The 18,128-nt window shown below is 65.0% G+C and carries 17 protein-coding genes, 1 tRNA gene and 1 rRNA gene; all 19 read right to left on the bottom strand.

The window, feature by feature from the left end; genetic code table 11:
• Positions 1 to 493: 493 nt before the first annotated feature.
• Positions 494 to 567 (bottom strand) — tRNA-Pro (locus tag A2J02_RS15275).
• 85 nt (positions 568 to 652) lie between these two features.
• On the bottom strand, positions 653 to 2,101 hold the full coding sequence (gene der / locus A2J02_RS15270; RefSeq protein WP_037189204.1) for a ribosome biogenesis GTPase Der: 1,449 nt from the start codon (positions 2,099 to 2,101) through the stop codon (positions 653 to 655).
• Positions 2,098 to 2,781 carry a (d)CMP kinase gene (cmk, locus tag A2J02_RS15265; protein ID WP_068051013.1) on the bottom strand — a complete coding sequence of 228 codons (684 nt, stop codon included), beginning with the start codon at positions 2,779 to 2,781 and terminating at the stop codon, positions 2,098 to 2,100. The genes der and cmk overlap by 4 nt, the downstream gene beginning before the upstream one ends.
• Entirely contained in the window at positions 2,781 to 3,977 is a 1,197-nt protein-coding gene (locus A2J02_RS15260) for a pseudouridine synthase (protein WP_082898852.1), read from the bottom strand. The genes cmk and A2J02_RS15260 overlap by 1 nt, the downstream gene beginning before the upstream one ends.
• 12 nt (positions 3,978 to 3,989) lie before the next feature.
• Positions 3,990 to 4,673 carry an SMC-Scp complex subunit ScpB gene (gene scpB / locus A2J02_RS15255; protein WP_068051011.1) on the bottom strand — a complete coding sequence of 228 codons (684 nt, stop codon included), beginning with the start codon at positions 4,671 to 4,673 and terminating at the stop codon, positions 3,990 to 3,992.
• Complete coding sequence (locus tag A2J02_RS15250; protein ID WP_037189201.1) at positions 4,670 to 5,506, bottom strand: segregation and condensation protein A; 837 nt, start codon at positions 5,504 to 5,506, stop codon at positions 4,670 to 4,672. The genes scpB and A2J02_RS15250 overlap by 4 nt, the downstream gene beginning before the upstream one ends.
• Positions 5,503 to 6,465: a ParA family protein gene (locus A2J02_RS15245; protein ID WP_068051009.1), complete on the bottom strand. Its 963-nt coding sequence runs from the start codon at positions 6,463 to 6,465 to the stop codon at positions 5,503 to 5,505. Before A2J02_RS15245 ends, A2J02_RS15250 begins: the two co-directional genes overlap by 4 nt.
• A gap of 109 nt (positions 6,466 to 6,574) precedes the next feature.
• Complete coding sequence (gene xerD, locus A2J02_RS15240) at positions 6,575 to 7,489, bottom strand: site-specific tyrosine recombinase XerD (RefSeq protein ID WP_068051007.1); 915 nt, start codon at positions 7,487 to 7,489, stop codon at positions 6,575 to 6,577.
• 5 nt (positions 7,490 to 7,494) lie between these two features.
• The gene (locus A2J02_RS15235; RefSeq protein WP_068051005.1) at positions 7,495 to 8,127 is read right to left on the bottom strand and encodes an NUDIX domain-containing protein; all 633 of its coding nucleotides are present in this window, start codon (positions 8,125 to 8,127) and stop codon (positions 7,495 to 7,497) included.
• Entirely contained in the window at positions 8,124 to 9,857 is a 1,734-nt protein-coding gene (locus tag A2J02_RS15230) for a CTP synthase (protein WP_068051003.1), read from the bottom strand. Before A2J02_RS15230 ends, A2J02_RS15235 begins: the two co-directional genes overlap by 4 nt.
• A gap of 150 nt (positions 9,858 to 10,007) precedes the next feature.
• On the bottom strand, positions 10,008 to 10,955 hold the full coding sequence (locus A2J02_RS15225; RefSeq protein ID WP_068051020.1) for a copper transporter: 948 nt from the start codon (positions 10,953 to 10,955) through the stop codon (positions 10,008 to 10,010).
• Positions 10,952 to 12,136, bottom strand: coding sequence for a putative cytokinetic ring protein SteA (steA, locus tag A2J02_RS15220; protein WP_068051018.1), 1,185 nt, complete (start codon positions 12,134 to 12,136; stop codon positions 10,952 to 10,954). The genes A2J02_RS15225 and steA overlap by 4 nt, the downstream gene beginning before the upstream one ends.
• Positions 12,137 to 12,220: 84 nt before the next feature.
• On the bottom strand, positions 12,221 to 13,990 hold the full coding sequence (recN, locus tag A2J02_RS15215; protein WP_068051017.1) for a DNA repair protein RecN: 1,770 nt from the start codon (positions 13,988 to 13,990) through the stop codon (positions 12,221 to 12,223).
• 2 nt (positions 13,991 to 13,992) lie between these two features.
• Positions 13,993 to 14,958: an NAD kinase gene (locus tag A2J02_RS15210; RefSeq protein ID WP_068051001.1), complete on the bottom strand. Its 966-nt coding sequence runs from the start codon at positions 14,956 to 14,958 to the stop codon at positions 13,993 to 13,995.
• On the bottom strand, positions 14,955 to 15,776 hold the full coding sequence (locus A2J02_RS15205) for a TlyA family RNA methyltransferase (RefSeq protein ID WP_068051000.1): 822 nt from the start codon (positions 15,774 to 15,776) through the stop codon (positions 14,955 to 14,957). Before A2J02_RS15205 ends, A2J02_RS15210 begins: the two co-directional genes overlap by 4 nt.
• Position 15,777: 1 nt before the next feature.
• A complete protein-coding gene (locus A2J02_RS15200; RefSeq protein WP_068050998.1) occupies positions 15,778 to 16,020 on the bottom strand; it encodes a hypothetical protein in 243 nt (80 codons plus the stop codon).
• A 77-nt stretch (positions 16,021 to 16,097) separates the two neighbouring features.
• On the bottom strand, positions 16,098 to 17,087 hold the full coding sequence (locus tag A2J02_RS15195) for an HAD-IIA family hydrolase (RefSeq protein WP_068050996.1): 990 nt from the start codon (positions 17,085 to 17,087) through the stop codon (positions 16,098 to 16,100).
• Positions 17,084 to 17,965 (bottom strand): tetratricopeptide repeat protein, encoded by an 882-nt coding sequence (locus A2J02_RS15190; protein WP_082898853.1) that lies wholly within the window; start codon positions 17,963 to 17,965, stop codon positions 17,084 to 17,086. Before A2J02_RS15190 ends, A2J02_RS15195 begins: the two co-directional genes overlap by 4 nt.
• Before the next feature lie 72 nt (positions 17,966 to 18,037).
• Positions 18,038 to 18,128 (bottom strand): 5S ribosomal RNA (gene rrf / locus A2J02_RS15185); the annotation flags it as partial.

Here is an 18,128-nt window from a genome sequence, read left to right as displayed (position 1 = left end):
GACGACGGCATCGGCGGCATCGTCGATAGCCGATGCGTGTTCGTCGGAGCCCGATTCGGCGGCGGAGATTCGCGCGATCTCCCCATCGATCGCAGAAAGCAAAGTGGCGAGGTATTCGGGATCGCTCATAGGCCCATGATGCCCTAGAGCAGTGATCTCTAGAACCAGCACCCGACGGAGAAGATATCGACACCTGTACAGCTCGGGGATCGACCTGACCGACTGCACAGTTCAGATGCCTGCCGGCAATGTCATGGGCCACTGACGAGGCGGAGCTGACCGAACGGTTGCCCGCACCACCTGCAGCTTCCACCGACGTAGTCGTGGCCGTCTTCACGTTCGCATTCGGCCACTGCACATCCGCTGCCGCACGAGAGCATCTGGCCACATCGGCACCGCTCACCGTCACAGCCCGGGTGGTGACAGACACGCGGCATACAGACGAAAAAGACGGCCCCGGATTTCTCCGAAACCGTCTTAGACCTGCAATGTGTCGGGCTGACAGGATTTGAACCTGCGACCACTTGACCCCCAGTCAAGTGCGCTACCAAGCTGCGCCACAGCCCGCCGCGCCTCGAAAGGCGCTTGCTGAGATTACCCCAGCCCTACCCCTGAGAGGAAATCGCCTGCTCAGGGGCGGGGTCGGGCTACATCAGCGGTTGTTGCCCTTGCCCGGCCGTTCCCGCTTCTCGCGGATACGTACCGAAACGCGGACGGGGCTGCCGTCGAAGTTGAACTCTTCACGCAGACGCCGCTCGATGAATCGGCGGTAGCCGGCCTCGAGGAAGCCGGTGGTGAACAGCACGAACGTCGGCGGCCGTGTGCTGGCCTGCGTCGCGAACATGATGCGCGGCAGTCGTCCGCCTCGCATCGGCGGCGGAGTGGCCGCCACGACCTCCTTGAGCCACGTGTTCAGCCTGCCGGTGGGGACACGCTTGTCCCACGACTCCAGAGCCGTCTCGAGAGCGGGCACGAGTTTTTGGACCGCACGGCCCGTCTGCGCCGAGATGTTCACTCGCTGTGCCCACGGCACCCGAGCGAGATCGCGATCGATCTCCTTCTCGAGCTGCTGACGACGATCGTCGTCCACCAGATCCCACTTGTTGAACGCCAGCACCAACGCGCGGCCGGCATCGGCGACCATGCTGAGCACACGCATGTCCTGCTCCGAGATCACCTCGGACGCATCGAGAAGCAGAATCGCGACCTCCGCGGCCTCGATCGCGGACTTGGTGCGCAGCGAAGCGTAGAACTCGGCACCACTGGCATGACTGACGCGCTTACGCAGACCGGCGGTGTCGACGAATCGCCATGTCTTGCCGCCCAATTCGACCAACGAGTCGACGGGATCGACGGTGGTGCCGGCAACATCGTGCACCACCGAGCGCTCGTCACCCGAGAGCTTGTTGATCAGCGAGGACTTGCCCACGTTCGGCTTACCGACCAGAGCGACACGCCTGGGTCCCCCACCGGGGATTCCTTCGCGCGGGGTCTCTGGCAACGCCTCGAGCACCCGGTCCAGCAGATCACCGGTACCGCGGCCGTGGGTCGCGGACACCGACAACGGCTCCCCCAGACCCAGCGACCACAGTGCGGCCACCTCGGACTCGGTGCGGCCGTCGTCGACCTTGTTTGCCACCAACAGAACCGGAGTCTTCGACCGGCGCAGTACTCGTGCGACAGCCTCGTCCGTGGTCGTCGAGCCGACTCGCGCGTCGACGACCAACAGGATCGCGTCGGCGGTGTGCATGGCCAACTCGGCTTGGCGCGCAACGGATGCCTGCAGACCCTTGGCGTCGGGCTCCCAACCGCCGGTGTCCTGCACCAGGAAGCGTCGACCGCTCCAGTTCGCCTCGTACGACACCCGGTCGCGGGTGACGCCTGGGACGTCCTCGACGACGGCTTCGCGTCGTCCGATGATGCGGTTGACGAGCGTCGACTTACCGACGTTCGGACGCCCCACCACGGCGAGAGTCGGCACGGCAACGGCGTCTTCGCCATCTTCGCCCTCGTTGAGGTCGACGTACTCCCACTCGCCCTCGTCACTCCATATTCCGTCGCCCGCGGTTTCCGCTGCGCCGGAGAAGAATTCTTCACTCACTGCACTGCTCCACTTCTGTCGTTCACCACGAGCAGCAAACGCTCGATCACGCCGTCGAGATCCAGCTCGCTGGTATCGACGATCACCGAATCCTCGGCGGGACGAAGCGGTGACACTGCTCTCGTCGAATCTGCATGATCGCGGCGTTGCACATCCGCGAGCACGGATTCGTAGTCGTCGTCGCGACCCTGTTCGATGTTCTGTTTGTTGCGACGCTCTGCCCGCGCCTCCGGTGAGGCAGTCAGGAACACCTTCACGTCGGCGTCGGGAAGAACGACGGTGCCGATGTCGCGGCCCTCCACGACGATTCGCGTCGACGAGCTCGCGAGGTCGCGCTGCATCTGCACCAACAACTCGCGCACCGCAGGCACTGCGGACACCGCCGAGACGGCCTTGGTGACTGCGTCGCCGCGGATTTCGCCGCTGACGTCCTCACCGTCGAGCAACACGGTCTCGGACAGCGGGTCTTTGCCGATCTCGAGGGGAAGCGCCGCAACGGCTTTCGCGACCGCATCCGCATCGGTGGGCTCGACGCCCGAACGGAGAACCCATACCGTCGCGACGCGGTACATCGCACCGGTGTCCAGGTAGCTGGCTTCCAGCTTCGACGCGAGTCTGCGCGATACCGACGACTTACCGGTGCCCGAGGGCCCGTCCATCGCCACGACGAGCGCACTCATCACAGGCCTACGGATTCGTAGAGCTTGCCGATCTCGCCGCGACCGAGAACACGCAGTGTTCCTGGACGCTGATCGCCGAGCACGATATTGCCGACATCGGTACGCACGAGGCGTCCGACCGGGAATCCGACCTTGTCGAACAACCGACGCACGATGTGCTTGCGGCCTTCGTGCAGGGTCACCTTGACGAGCGACTTGCCGTCCGAGATGTCGAGCAGTTGGAAGCCGTCGACCTTCACCGGTCCGTCGTCGAGAGTGACGCCCTCACGCAGCTGCTTGCCGAGCGTGCGGGGAATGGTGCCCGACAACGTCGCGAGATAGGTCTTCGAAACCTCGAACGACGGGTGCATCAGGCGGTGAGCAAGATCACCGTCGTTGGTGAAGAGCAACAGCCCTTCGGTGTCGGCGTCGAGGCGGCCGACGTGGAACAGTCGCTGCCCCGCCTGGACCCGCTCGGAGACGATGTCGCCGACGCACGGGCGTCCCAGATCGTCGGACATCGTGCACTGCCATCCACGCGGCTTGTTCATCGCGAGATGAACCAGCTCTTCCTTCACCACCACGCGGGTGCCGTCGACACGGACCACGGCGATGTTGGGATCGATGCGGATGCCCTGTTCGGTGACGATGCGTCCGTCGACCTCGACGCGGCCGTCGGCGATCAGTTCCTCGGCGGCGCGACGCGATGCGACGCCGGCCTGTGCGAGCACCTTCTGCAACCGAACACCTTCACCGGCGGGTACGTGCTTGCGCGGTGAGGAATCGGTGTGCTGATGCTTCGCCGGCTTGGCGTTGCTGATCGTGGTCGACGGAACCTGCTTCTTCTGCGGCTTCGGCGGCTTGGGACGCGAGGGCTTCTTGCGAGGAACGGCGTCGTTGCTGCGGTCGTTGACGCCGGTCTCGACGGGCGTGTAATCGGTCGTTTCGTCCTGCTCGATGCCACGGCGAGGGGCAGGTCGAGCTCCTGTTCGAGGAGCTCCGGTACGGGGCGCGCCTGCGCGAGGTCCTCCAGTGCGAGGAGCTCCTGCGCGAGGTCCTCCGGTACGAGGAGCGCCGTCACGGGGCGCAGCGTCGCGGGTGCGATCTCCGCGGCGCGCGTCACGCGGAGTGTCCGACCTACCTGCGGTCGGCTTCCTGCGTGGGTCTTGTCTCTTGTTACGGTCCGGTGTGCCATCACGGCGAGCGGGCTTGTTCACTTGTCTTACCTATCAGTCGTCCGAGTCGAGCTCGGCTGCCGGATCGGGTTTCGATCCGCGGTTCTTGGTGGAGCGGGTCAATCTCGGGTCGGTGTCCATGCTGTCACTGATCTCGTCGATCAGGTCCACACCCGGCAACAGCGGTGCCAGTTCGGGTAGATCACCGAGCGATGCGAGCCCGAGCCGTTCGAGGAACAGCTCGGTGGTGCAGTACATCGTGCCGTTCGTCTCCGGGTCCGTTCCTGCTTCGGAGATCAGTCCACGGGCGAGCAACGTACGCATTACTCCATCGACGTTGACTCCTCGCACGGCGCTGACTCGTGCGCGGGTCAACGGTTGACGATATGCGATCACGGCCAGGGTTTCCAATGCCGCGCGTGTGAGCTTGGACCGAGCGCCGTCCAGAAGCAGCCGTTCGACGTACGGCGCATAGGCGGTTCGGGTGTAGAAACGCCATCCGTCGCCGGCGTAGCGAAGGTCGATTCCGCTGGTTCGTTCGGTCAGTTCGGCGGCCATCGCCGTCAAGGTCGCGCGCACGCGGGCCACCGAGGCACCCACGGCCGAGGCGAGCTGCTCGTCCGAGGCCGGTGTATCGACGATCAGCAACACAGCTTCGAGCGCCGACGCGAGAGTGGTGTCGTCGAGTTCCTCGGAATCGTCGACGTCCTCGAGCTCGAGTTCGGGGTCGGCACTCATGCGTAGTCCTCCTCCGTGACCACGATGGGTCCTTCGTCCTTACCGGTCCAACTCACTCGAAGATCGCCGAGCGGCTCGGGCTGCTCGAACGCGATCACCTGTTGCCGGAACAGCTCCAGCAACGCCAGGAATCGAGCGATTATTTCCACCTGCACCTCGCAGTCCTGCACCAACTCCGAGAACGACGCCCACTCGTTCAGACCTCGGCCTTGCAGATTCTCCAGCAACCATGCCGCCTGCTCGGGAATCGAGACCGCGTGCTGATGAATGTGATCGAGTCCCACCTGGGGAATCGGCTTGGGTCTGAAGGCCGCTGCGGCGATGTCGGCGAACGTGGCCGGGTCGACGCCCAGCAGCACCTCCGGAATCAGATCGGCGTACCTGTCCTCCACCGACACCGACCGCGGATAACGCCGAAGCGCAGCAGCTTCCAGCTCACCGAACAACAGAGCGACCTGCTTGTAGGCGCGGTACTGAAGTAGTCGAGCGAAGAGGAGATCTCGCACTTCGAGCAGCGCCAGGTCCTCGGCGTCCTCCACATCACCCGAGGGCAGCAACCGCGCCGCCTTGAGATCGAGCAGAGTCGCGGCTACGACGAGGAATTCCGTCGTCTGGTCGAGGCCGACATCGGCACCGAGTGACTTGGTGAACGAGATGAAGTCGTCGGTGACGGTGTGCAACGCCACTTCGGTGACGTCCATGCGGTGCTGACTGATCAGCGACAGCAGCAGATCGAACGGACCCTCGAAGTTGAGCAACCGCACCCTGAATTTCGACGGATCCGCGTCGGCGGGAACCTCGATCGGGGCCTCGTCGGCAGCGTCGACGGTCACGGACCCGACCGGTAGATCACCTCGCGCGCCAGGGCGCGGTACGCCTGTGCGCCGCCGGATTTCGGAGCCCACGTGGTGATCGGCTCACCGGCGACACTGGTTTCGGGGAAACGAACCGTTCTGGTGATCACCGTGTCGTAAACGACGTCGCCGAACACCTCGACCACTCGCGTCATCACCTCACGCGAATGCAGTGTGCGGGCGTCGAACATCGTCACCACGATGCCGGCCAACTTCAGCCGCGGATTGAGACGATCACGCACCTTCTCGACGGTATCGTTGAGCAGCGCCAAGCCACGAAGGCTGAAGTACTCGCACTCCATCGGGATCAACACTTCGTCGGCACACGTGAGCGCATTGACCGTCAACAGACCGAGCGACGGCTGGCAATCGATGAGCACGTAGTCGTAGCGGTCGAGAATGGGATGCAGCACTCGACCGAGCGTCTGCTCGCGGCCCACCTCGGTGACCAGCTGAATCTCAGCGGCCGAGAGGTCGATGTTGCTGGGCATCAGATCGAGATTCTCGACGCGAGTCCGCATGATGATGTCGTCGGCGGAGACCTTCGCCTCGACGAGGAGGTTGTAGACCGTCAGATCGAGCTCGTGATGTGCGACGCCCAGTCCCGCGGACAGTGCGCCCTGTGGGTCGAGGTCCACAAGTAGTACGCGACGGCCGTAGCCGGCCAACGAGGCACCGAGATTGATGGTCGACGTCGTTTTGCCGACGCCACCCTTCTGGTTGCACATCGCGATGATCTTGGCCGGGCCGTGATTGGCCAACGGTTGCGGATCCGGGACGGTCCGAGTCATCCGACCGGTGGGCCCGAGCTCGTTCGGAGCAGGAATGATGTCGCGTGTCTCCCGACTGGATTCCGGTTGACGCGTCTGGAACAGGCCACCGTCGAGATGTGGATGATCCAAAGCTGACTCCGCCGCTGGCGGCTGCGGTGTCGACACGTTCCAGCGCTCCCCTGTCCCGTTCGTCTTCGAGTAGTTCTGAGAACGCTACCGCTTGGTGCGCCGGCAACGTCATCGGACACGCTGACGCACGGCCGCCGGCCTCGTGCTATCTCGCCCGCGGATGCGCGCCGGCCCACACTTCGCGCATCGTGTTCACGGTGACGAGGGTGGAGATCTGCGTCGTCGTCACCGACGCATGTCCCAACAGCTCCTGCACGACGCGGACGTCGGCACCACCGTCCAGCAGATGCGTAGCGAAAGAATGCCGAAGAACGTGCGGTGAGACCCCCGCGGTGATCCCGGCCCGCACGGCCGAATCCTGCAACACCTGCCACGCACTCTGCCGAGACAACCTGCCGCCTCGGACGTTGAGGAACAGCGCAGGATTCGAGCGCGAGACCAGCCCCGGCCGACCACGCACCAGGTAGGCGTCGACTGCCTCGATCGCGGGTCGACCGACCGGGACGATGCGATGCTTGCCGCCTTTGCCGCGCAGTAGCACCGAGCGAGCTTCGGTGTCGATGTCGTCGACGTCGAGCCCCACTGCTTCGGAAATTCGAGCCCCGGTGGAATACAGCAGCTCCAACAACGCTCGATCCCGCAGTCCGCGCGGAGCATCGGGACCGGCAACCGAGGCCGATTCGAGTAGCGCCACCACCTGATCGACGGGCAGCGACTTCGGCAACCGCTTCGCCGGCTGGGGCGGCTTGACCTCGCTCGCGACGTTGCGCTCGACCATCCCTTCCGCGAGCGCGAACCGGTGCAGACCGCGCACAGCAATCAGCGTCCGAGCCGCCGAACTTGCTGCGAGAGCTGGGAATTCGTCATCACCCCGCCGCAGATAGAGCACGAACTCGGTGATGTCGTTCTCCGAGACCTTCGCCAGATCGGCGATGCCGTAGCCGCCGAGGAACCGCTCGTACCGCACCAGATCGCGACGGTAGGACGACACCGTGTTCGGTGCCGACCCACGCTCGACCACGAGATGGTCGAGGTACGTCCGAATCTGCTGGCCGATCACGGTGACTACTTTCGTGAACTCTTCCGCTTCTCGAATGCTGTCGGCAGATCGGGCCACGGGGCGTCGGCGGGGCGTAATTCGGTGCCGGCGGCGCGGGCGGCAGCGAATGCGAGCACGCCCGCCACGGCGGACGCGTTCACGATCTCTCCTGCCAGTGCGCGACGGACGGCCTCGTCCATCGGCACGAAGGAGAGTTCGATGTCTGCTTCCTCGTCGTGTGCCTCCGGCCGATCCACTTCCGTCAGGTCTCGTGCCAGGAAGATCCGCACGGCTTCGTCGGTGAACCCGGGCGAGGCCAGCACGTCGACCAGCACCGACCATGTGCCGGCAGCTAGCCCGGTTTCCTCGGCGAGCTCGCGCTGAGCTGCCAGCACCGGCTGCTCCCCCGGCTCGTCCAGCAGACCGGCGGGCAACTCCCACAGTCGACGACCGACGGGATGCCGGTACTGCTCGATCATCGCCACACGGTCCTGATCGTCGACGGCCAGAATCCCGACCGCGCCGTGATGCTCGATCACCTCACGCTCGGCTTTGCGACCGTTCGGCATCGCGACCTGATCGAGCCGGAGCGCGAGAATGGCACCGAAGTACGGCACCGACGAGTCGAGGGTGGTGAACTCGTGCCGGGGCTCGGTCATCCGACGGTCTCGGCAGTGGCGTCCGACTCCTCTGCCGCCACGGTGTCACCGTGAATGTCGACCGGCAGCCGCTCTGCAGCCTTGTACTTCAATGCCGCATTGATCAACGATGCGAACAACGGGTGCGGACGGGTCGGCCGGCTCTTGAGCTCCGGATGCGCCTGAGTGGCCACGAAGAACGGGTGCACCGACGCGGGCAGTTCGACGAACTCGACAAGGTGGCCGTCCGGAGAAGTACCGCTGAACACCAAGCCGCTCTTGGCAATTCGGTCCCGGTAGTCGTTGTTGACCTCGTAGCGATGACGGTGGCGCTCCGAGACGTTCTCGGTGCCGTACGACGCCGCGACGACCGAGCCCTTCTGCAGGGTGGCCGGGTAGGCACCGAGGCGCATCGTGCCGCCGAGATCGGCGTCACCGGCGACGGCGTCTTCCTGATCGGCCATCGTGGAGATCACCGGATCCTTGGTCTCCGGGTCGAACTCGGCGGAATTGGCATCGGTCAGACCGACCGACCGAGCCGCCTCGATGACCACACACTGCAAGCCGAGGCACAACCCCAGCAACGGAATCTTGCGCGTACGTGCGAACTCGATGGCCCCGAGCTTGCCCTCGATACCGCGGATACCGAAACCACCGGGAATGAGCACGGCATCGACGTCGCCCAACGCGGCCTGCGCCCCCGCAGGCGTCGAGCACTCGTCGGATGGAACCCACTTGATCTCGACCTTCGCGCGATGAGCGAATCCTCCGGCACGCAGCGCCTCGGTGACCGAGAGATACGCGTCGGGCAGGTCCACGTACTTGCCGACCAGGCCCACGCGCACGGTTTCGCGCGGCTGGTGGACGCGCTCGAGCAGGCCACCCCAGATGGTCCAGTCGACATCACGGAACGGGAGACCGAGCTGACGGACGACGTACGCGTCCAGGCCTTCCTTGTGCAGCACTTTGGGAATGTCGTAGATCGACGGCGCGTCGGGCGTGGAGATGCAGCCGTCGACGTCGACGTCGCACATGAGCGCGATCTTGTTCTTGAGCCCCGGCGGCACATCGCGATCGCAACGCAGGATCAACGCGTCGGGCTGGATACCGATGCTGCGCAGTGCTGCGACGGAGTGCTGGGTGGGCTTGGTCTTGAGTTCACCGGACGGAGCCAGGAACGGAACCAACGACACGTGCAGGAAGAACACGTTGTTGCGGCCGACGTCGTGGCGCACCTGACGCGCTGCTTCGAGGAACGGCTGCGACTCGATATCGCCGACGGTGCCGCCGATTTCGGTGATCACGACGTCCGGCTGATGACCCTGCAGGTCCGGGCCGTTCATCGCGAGAATGCGACGCTTGATCTCGTCGGTGATGTGCGGGATGACCTGAACGGTGTCGCCCAGGTATTCACCGCGGCGTTCCTTGGCGATGACCGTCGAGTAGACCTGGCCGGTGGTGACATTGGCGAACCCGGACAGATCGCGGTCGAGGAATCGCTCGTAGTGTCCGACGTCGAGGTCGGTCTCGGAGCCGTCCTCGGTGACGAAGACCTCACCGTGCTGGAACGGGTTCATCGTGCCGGGATCGACATTGAGGTAGGGATCGAGCTTCTGCATGGTCACGCGCAATCCGCGTGCGGTCAGTAGCTGGCCGAGGCTGGATGCCGTCAGGCCTTTTCCGAGTGAGGACGCGACGCCCCCACTGACGAAAATGTGCTTGGTGTCGGAACGCGACTGAAGGCGTGTCAATGAGGCTCCCGTGACGAGTCTGCAGGGCTTGCTCCTATCAGGGGGCTGATAAGAGAGGTGAAGCGTGGAAATTGGGCCTGCTACCCACGGGACTTCACGGTAACACCAGTACCTACCTCACCGCCAACGACACGCTCGTTCCGACGACGATCAGCTCGCCGGCGCTCCGACGGTCACGGCGTTCGCGTTCGCACCGGTGCCGTAGCGGCCCGACGCCCCGTCCAATTGCTCCGCCAAGGCGAGAACAGTGGTGATTCGTCCCGCTTCACGGTCGACGTTGTCGACTGTGCTGAGAGCGGACGACAGCGCCGAATCGGCTCGAACGACGGCGATGGAACCGTTGCCCTCTGCCGCGCCGGATCGGCCGGCCAGTACCGCGCCTGCACCACGTGAATCCAGAGCGCCTGCGAACCGCGCAACGATGGCACCGCGATTGCCGTCCTCCACGTCCGAGGTGCCGGAACCGGTGACGACCACTGCCAACTGAGCGGGCGCGACGGCACCGTTGTCGTATGCGATGAAGCCGCCACTGCGCAGCGTCTCCAGCGCCAGTGAGAGCTCCTCGGGAGTCGACTGCGGCTGGGCGGTCTCCGCGTTGAGCAGCAGTACCGAACCCAGAAGGTCTCCTGCCAAGCTGCCCTGGTCCACTGCTCCGGTACGCAACTGAACACCGGCGGGAATGACGTTGGTCAGGCGGGTACGAAGATCGTCGCCGTTCGCAGCGGAGACGAAGGAATCGGTCAGCGACACCCGGCCGGTGACGGTGGCACCCGAAGACCCGATCGACCGCGTGACTCCGTCCACGTCACCGGGATCTGCATCCGGAGTGGTGATGACCACGACGCTGCGATCGAGCAACGTGTCTCGCAACACCCGGCCCGATACCGCAGCGTCGAATCCGTCGGCCGAGTTGAGCTGCTCACCGAGCTGGTTGTTGGTCGCCTGCAGATCGTCCACCTGAGTTTCGAGACCGGTCTTGTCGTCTCGGAGGCCCGATACCAGCCCGCTCGAGAGCAGACCCGAACCGAGCACGATGCCGATGGCCAGTGCCACGAAGACCGCGGCCAGCGAAATGGCATGTTGGCGAAGCGAAATCACGAAAGCAACCCCTGGAACCACAGAGCGAACCGGTTCCACAGATCGATTGCCCAATCCAACGCTTCACCGCCGATGTTGGACACGGCCAGCGCCACGATCACGGCAACGAGCGCAGCCAGAATCAACAGCGCGATGGCACCGCCGGACACACGGCTGCGATACAGCGTCGCAACAGCTTTGGCGTCGACCAGCTTGGCCCCGACCTTCAGACGCGTCATGAACGCGGCCGGATTGGTGTTGCGTCGACCGCGATCGAAGAACTCGTCCAGGCTGGCCGGGCTACCGACCGACACGATAAGAGAAGCCCCGTGATGATCGGCCAACAACAGCGCGAGATCGGCAGCGGCACCGGTGGCCGGGAACGTCATGGCACCGATACCGAGGTCCTGAATGCGCTCGAGTCCTTGCGCGTGGCCGTCGGAATCCGCTGGAAGCACTACCTCTGCACCGCATTTGAGCGTCTGCGCAGTGACGTCCTCGGGATCGCCGACGATGAGATCGGGGCGATGACCTGCCTTCATGGCGGTGTCGGCACCCGCGCCGACACCGATGATGACGGGCGAGTACTCCTTGATGAACGGCTTGAGGTTCTTCAGATCCTCGGCGTGCCCGGGACCGTCGGCGACGATCACGACATGGCGACCCTCGAGATCGATGTCGATGTCCGGCACACCGACGCCGTCGATGAGCAGCGGACTCTCGGTTCGGATGAACTCGATCGTGTTGCCCGAGAACGCTTCCAGATGGTCGACCAGACCCGTCTTGGCCTCGATCATCTTGTCCGAGATCTCGGCTTCGCTCTGCTCGTCGCCCTTCGCGAGGCGCCGATCACCGGTGTAGACACCGCCGTCGTTGAGACGAACCTTGGTTCCGTCCTTGATCTTCTTGAAGACCTCGGTGCCGGCCGAGTCGATCAAGATGATCCCGTTGGCCACGATGGCCTCGGGCCCCAGGTTCGGGTAGCGCCCGGAGATCGAGGGCGACGCGTTGACGACCGCGAGCACCCCTGCCTCGACGAGAGCATCAGCGGTCAGGCGGTCCAGGTCGAGCTCGTCGAGCACGACGATGTCACCGGGGCCGACCCGTTTCAGCAGCTTGGCCGTGTTGCGATCGACTCGCGCGATCCCGGTGATTCCGGGCAGCGAATCCTGACTACGTGACAGCAGAGCCGGCATCTTCATGAGAACCATGATGACCCGATCGACACGCCCGACGACGGAGGCGCGCCGAAACAACTACCACACTGATCACATCAGCACCAAAAGTTACAACGCTGCCCGATCGGCGTTTGCGGTGGCCAGCAGCTCCTCGGCATGCGCGCGACCGGTTTCCGTGTCGTCCAGACCCGCGAGCATTCTCGCGAGCTCGACGACGCGCTCCGACGACGACAGCGTCCGAACCCCGCTGTTCGCCGCACCCTTCTTCGCATCGGTCTTGTCGACCACCAGGTGGGTGTCGGCGAATGCTGCGACCTGAGGCAGGTGGGTGACCACGATGACCTGGTGTGTGCGCGCCAACCGGCCGAGTCGACGCCCCACCTCGACGGCCGCGCGACCACCCACTCCGGCGTCGACCTCGTCGAACACCATCGTCGCGCCCTTGTCCGAACCCGCCAGCACCACTTCGAGTGCCAACATCACCCGCGAGAGCTCACCGCCCGACGCACTCTTGCTGATCGGTAGAGCCTGGGCACCGTCGTGCGCGGACAGCCTGAACTCGACCTCGTCGACGCCATTGCTGCCCGCATGCAGTTCGGCCCCGTCCACGACGATCGGAGCCGTGTCGGACGGACCGGCGGGAAGTGCGCGAACATCGATCTGCAGCTTGGCTTTTCCCATGGCCAAACCCGCCAGCTCGACGCTGACCGCCTTCGAGAGCTTCACGGCGGCCTTGGCCCGAGCCGCACTGAGCTTCGAAGCAGCTGCCGCGACGTCGACCGCAGCCGCGTCGACCTTGGCGCTCAACTCGGCGAGCGCATCGGCCGAGGTGTCGATGTGCGAGAGCCGCTCACGGGCCTCCTCCGCCCAGGCGATGACGCCGTCGACATCGGCGGCGTACTTGCGTGTCAACGACTTCAGCTCGGCCTGCCGGTTCAGGATCGAGTCGAGCGCGCCCGGATCGGACGGCAGATCCGTCAGGTACGAAGTGAGGTCTGCCCCGATGTCGCCCACGATCGCCATCGCGTCGTTCAGACGCGGCAGCAGCTCGGTCAGTGCTGCGTCCTCGGCATGTTCGAGGCGAGAGCGAGCCTCGCCCAGTAGATACAGCGCGGACGTCGTGTCCGACGCCTCCTCGGTACTCCCGACCAGCGCCGCCGAGGCACCTTCCGCGGTCTCACGCAGCGAATCGAGATCCCCCAGCCGACGCACATCCTCGGCCACGGAGCGATCCTCACCCGGCTCGGGCGCCAGGGAGTCGATCTCCTGCAGGCCGAACTGCAGCCGATCGGCTTCCTGCGCCAGCTCCCGACTGCGTTCGGTGCGGTCGATCAGCTCGTTGCGCGCGTCGAGCCAAGTCTTGCGCGCGGTGCGGTATTTCGAGACGAGGGACGCCACCGCGTCCCCGGCAAATCTGTCCAGCGCGCCGAGTTGCTGATCGGGACGCAGCAGACGCAGCTGATCGTTCTGACCGTGCACCGTCAACAAGGAGTCGGTGAAGTTCGACAACACCGATGCCGGCACACTGCGCCCACCGAGGTGCGCACGAGAACGACCGTCCGAGTTGACGGTACGCACGGCGATGATCGAATTGTCCTCGTCCCGTTGACCTCCCGAGGACTCGAGCACCTTGTCGACGTCGTCGATCACCTGCTCCGACGCGGTGTCGGTACTGAATCGCCCCTCGACCACAGCACGCTGTGCGCCGAGCCGAACCCGGCCCGCGTCGGCGCGGGCACCCGACAACAGGTGCAGACTCGTGACCACCATGGTCTTTCCGGCACCCGTTTCGCCGGTGAGTACGGTCAGCCCCTCGTGAAACTGTGCGCTGGCACCGGATATGACTCCGAGGCTGTCGATCCGAATCTCTTCGAGCATCCCTACCTCGCTCTCCCCCGCCACCCGGTCACGGGCAGTTCGAATTTCTTGACCATGCGATCGGCGAACGGTGCCGAATCGAGCCGAACCCACTTGATCGGCGACGCTCCCCGCACCACCTCGACGCGAGCACCTGCAGGCAGGCTCAATGTGCGCCTGCCATCGCAGAATACGAATCCCGCATGTCCGCCGGCATCGATCTCGACCGCGATGATCGACTCGGGGCTGGTGACGAGCGGCCGCGCGAACAACGCGTGTGCGTTGCTCGGAATGACCAATATCGCTTCGAGTTCCGGCCAGACCACAGGCCCACCGGCCGAGAACGCGTAGGCCGTCGAGCCCGTCGGTGTGGAGATGAGGACGCCGTCGCACCCGAATGCGGATACCGGTCGGCCGTCGACTTCGAGCACGACCTCGAGCACTCCGAGCCTCGACCCGTTCTCGATGCTGGCTTCGTTCAATGCCCAGCCACGATCGACCACCTGGTCGCCGACGCGAATCGCAATGTCCAGTGTCATGCGTTGCTCGATGCGGTAGTCCCCGGCGATGACGCGGGCCAGGGCATCTTCGAGATGGTCGGCTTCGGCCTCCGCCAGGAACCCGACATGGCCGAGGTTGATGCCGAGCACCGGTATGGACGCTCCTCGCGCGAGTTCGGCTGCGCGCAGGAAGGTCCCGTCACCGCCGAGAACCAGGACCATCTCGCAACCGGCGGCCGCGTCCGGTCCGAACTCGACGACGTTCAGTTTCATGTCAGCGACGAACACGTGATCGTGTTCCTCGGTATCGGAGGCTTCGATCTTCGACGGCTCGACCTCGTCCACGAGCACGCGAAGGCAGATGCCCGCCTCGTCGAACACCTTGCCCACGCGGCGCGCGGTTTCGGCGATGTCCGGTCGACCAGGATGGGCGACGAGAAGAATCTCTCGAGTCGACTCCCGTTCCGGCGCTGCGTGGGACGGAGTCACTGTGGTCCTTCCTCGATCGCGAGCCGGACGAGTTCCGTGATGTCTGCGCGAGGCGAGTCCTCGTCTGCACCTGCCCTCAGCCACAAAAAGTACTCGACGTTGCCCGACGGCCCCGGCAGCGGGCTCGCCGCCACCGCGCGAACACTCAGATCCAAGCCGACGGCCGCGTTCGCAACATCCTCCACTGCCTCGGCTCGCAGAGCTGGATCTCGCACCACGCCACCGGAACCCACGCGATCCTTGCCGACCTCGAACTGCGGTTTGACCATCAACACCATGTCGGTACCCGGCTTCGAGCATGCGACGAACGCGGGAAGAACCAGCTTCAACGAGATGAACGACAGATCCGCGACGATGACGTCGACAGGTCCACCGATCGTGTCGGCGTCGATCGACCGGACGTTGGTGCGGTCGATGACGTGAACGCGGTCGTCGGATTGCAGACGCCACACCAGCTGCCCGTATCCCACATCAACGGCAACGACCTCGCGCACTCCACGGCTGAGAAGAACATCGGTGAACCCACCGGTGGACGCCCCGGCGTCCAGACAACGAGCCTGCTCGACGGTCAACCCGAGCGGCTCGAAGGCGTCGAGGGCACCGAGCAACTTGTGCGCCCCGCGGGAGGCCCACGAGATCTCGTTGTCTTCTTCGGCCACCAACAGCGGTGTGCCCGGCTCCACCGCGGTAGCGGGCTTCGAGGCCACCGTCCCGGCGATCTTCACCCGGCCCGCTTCGATCAACTCCGAAGCGTGCTCGCGAGATCGGGCGAGTCCACGACGAACCAGTTCGGCGTCGACACGTGCGCGACGAGCCATGTCAGGTCTTGTCGACGGTGTTCAGGGCACGAACGAGTACTTCGTGCGCTCGGTCGAGCAGACTCGCGTCGCGCGCCAAGGCCTCGGAGTCCACGGCCTCGGATCCCTCGTCGTCCGCCGACTCGATGGTGAGCTGATTCAACAGCGAACCGACCTCGGTGCGAATAGTGTCCGGATCTGCCGACGACTCGTCGACGACACCGCTCGGCCGGTGCTGTCCTGGTAGTGGAATAGGCGCGCTCATCGCCTCTCACGCTATCGGATGGGTCCGACGAACGCCCGATCGCCGCCGCTCGCCGAACGCTGCTGTCGAACGCAGCGTCAACAGCCGAGTAGCGAACGCAGATCGCCGAGTCGATCTCCCTCGAAGCGAACATCCGAGAACGTCGAACCGGACCAGGCGACGTGCAGTGTGGCGAGCGCCCCCTCGAACGCATCCGGCTCACCGTCCCCGCTGTACTGCACGGACAGCACCTCGTTCTCGATGCCGACCGTCCAATCGGTCTTGCTGCCGACGCTCGACGACATCTCGTCCTTGTTGAGGACTCCGAGATCGGGGCCGATGTGAGTGGGGCGCAAATGCCGAGGAGCATGCAACAACTCCGCAGCGGTACTCACGCCGGTCAATACCAGCAGCGACGGTAGATCGATTTCGTTCGCTCCGGCGATGTCGGTGTCGAGCCTGTCTCCGACGACCAGTGCCGAACGTGCTCCGCTGCGCTCGATGGCGTCGTGCATGATCGGGGCGGCGGGCTTGCCTGCCACGATCGGCTCGATCTCGTTGGCGTTGCGCACCGCTGCGACCATCGAGCCGTTCCCCAGAACGAGTCCCCGCTCGGTCGGCAGGGTTGCGTCGATGTTCGTTGCCACCCACAGTGCACCTGCACGGATGACGAGGACAGCCTCGGCAAGAATCTTCCAGCCTGTATCGACCGAATGCCCCTGCACCACCGCGACCGGATGGTCGTCGGCAGATCTGACCGGTTCGAGACCTACCTTGGTGATCTCGTTCGCCAACGCGTCGGTACCGACGACGAGCACGCGGGAACCTGGGTCCAACTTGTCAGCCAACACACGGGCACCGGCCTCGGAACTGGTGACGACGAACTCTGCCGTGGTGTCGAACCCGAGACCACGCAGATGTTCGGCAACGTCCTCGGGGGCACGACTGGCATTGTTGGTGACGAAGTACTGCTTTTCCGCACCACCCGACAGCGCTTCCACTGCACCGGGAACGGGGTCCTTGCCTGCGTACACGGTGCCGTCGAGGTCGAGTAGCAGAACGTCATGGAGGTCGCGCAGCGCGGTCACTGACCGCCTCCGGACAGCTCCTCGACCCGCTCTTCTGCGTCGGTCTCACCATCGACGTCGGCTGCAGCGGCATTGAGGAACCACTTCACACCTTCGTCGACGCGACCCGCCGCAACCAGCGCATCGGCGTAGACGTAGAACAAGCGAGCGGCAGCCGTGCCGGAGCGCGACGCGTCGAGGTCAGGGGTCTGCAGCGTGACGACGGCCTGGTCGTACTGGTTCAGATCCATTCGGGCACCTGCCACGACGATCCGAAGCTCCGACGCTTCCTCGCCGGTCAACTCACGAGCCTCGTCACTGCGACCGAGTTCGATAGCGCGCTCGGGGCGTCCGAGTCCGCGCTCGCAGTCGGCCATCACCGCGATGAGGCCCGGTCCGCCTGCCATCCGTCGGGCAGCGCGAAGCTCGGACAGTGCTTCGGCCCACTCACCGGCGTGGTACGCCGCGATACCTGCGGTTTCACGCACTACGGCAATGCGGCCGGCGCGCTGACGAGCAGCGCGCGCATGCAGCAGCGCCAACTGCGGATCGTCGTCGAGCAGTCTGCTGGTCATCACGAGGTGACGTGCGACGGCGGTGGCGTTGTTCTTGTCCAGGCTCAACAGGTCTCGACGCACCGCTGGTTCGAGCTGTCCGGCTTCGACCTCGTCGGGCAGATCCGGCTCATCGGGACGCGGCGGTCGACGGTCGGACGGTGAGCTGTTTCCGCGCCGGTCTCCGGAGAATCCGCCCTCACCGCCACGCCTGCGGGGAGGACCGTCCGAACGACGCGGGTCTCCGCGGCGGTCCTGAGCGCGGGGATTGCGGTCTCGGGACTCGCTCGGGCGGTTGCCGCCGTCCCCACGGGACGGGCGACGATCGTTGTTGTCTTCCGACACGGGCGTCCTTTCGGATTTCGGTACAAACGCAAAAAGGGGACCCACCAAGTGGGTCCCCTTCTTACAACGGGTGTTCGGCGGTGTCCTACTCTCCCACACCCTGTCGAGTGCAGTACCATCGGCGCTGGAGGGCTTAGCTTCCGGGTTCGGAATGGGACCGGGC

This window comes from Rhodococcus sp. EPR-147, assembly GCF_001647185.1.
Taxonomy (GTDB): domain Bacteria; phylum Actinomycetota; class Actinomycetes; order Mycobacteriales; family Mycobacteriaceae; genus Rhodococcoides.
This window is presented reverse-complemented; position numbering and strand designations above follow the sequence as displayed.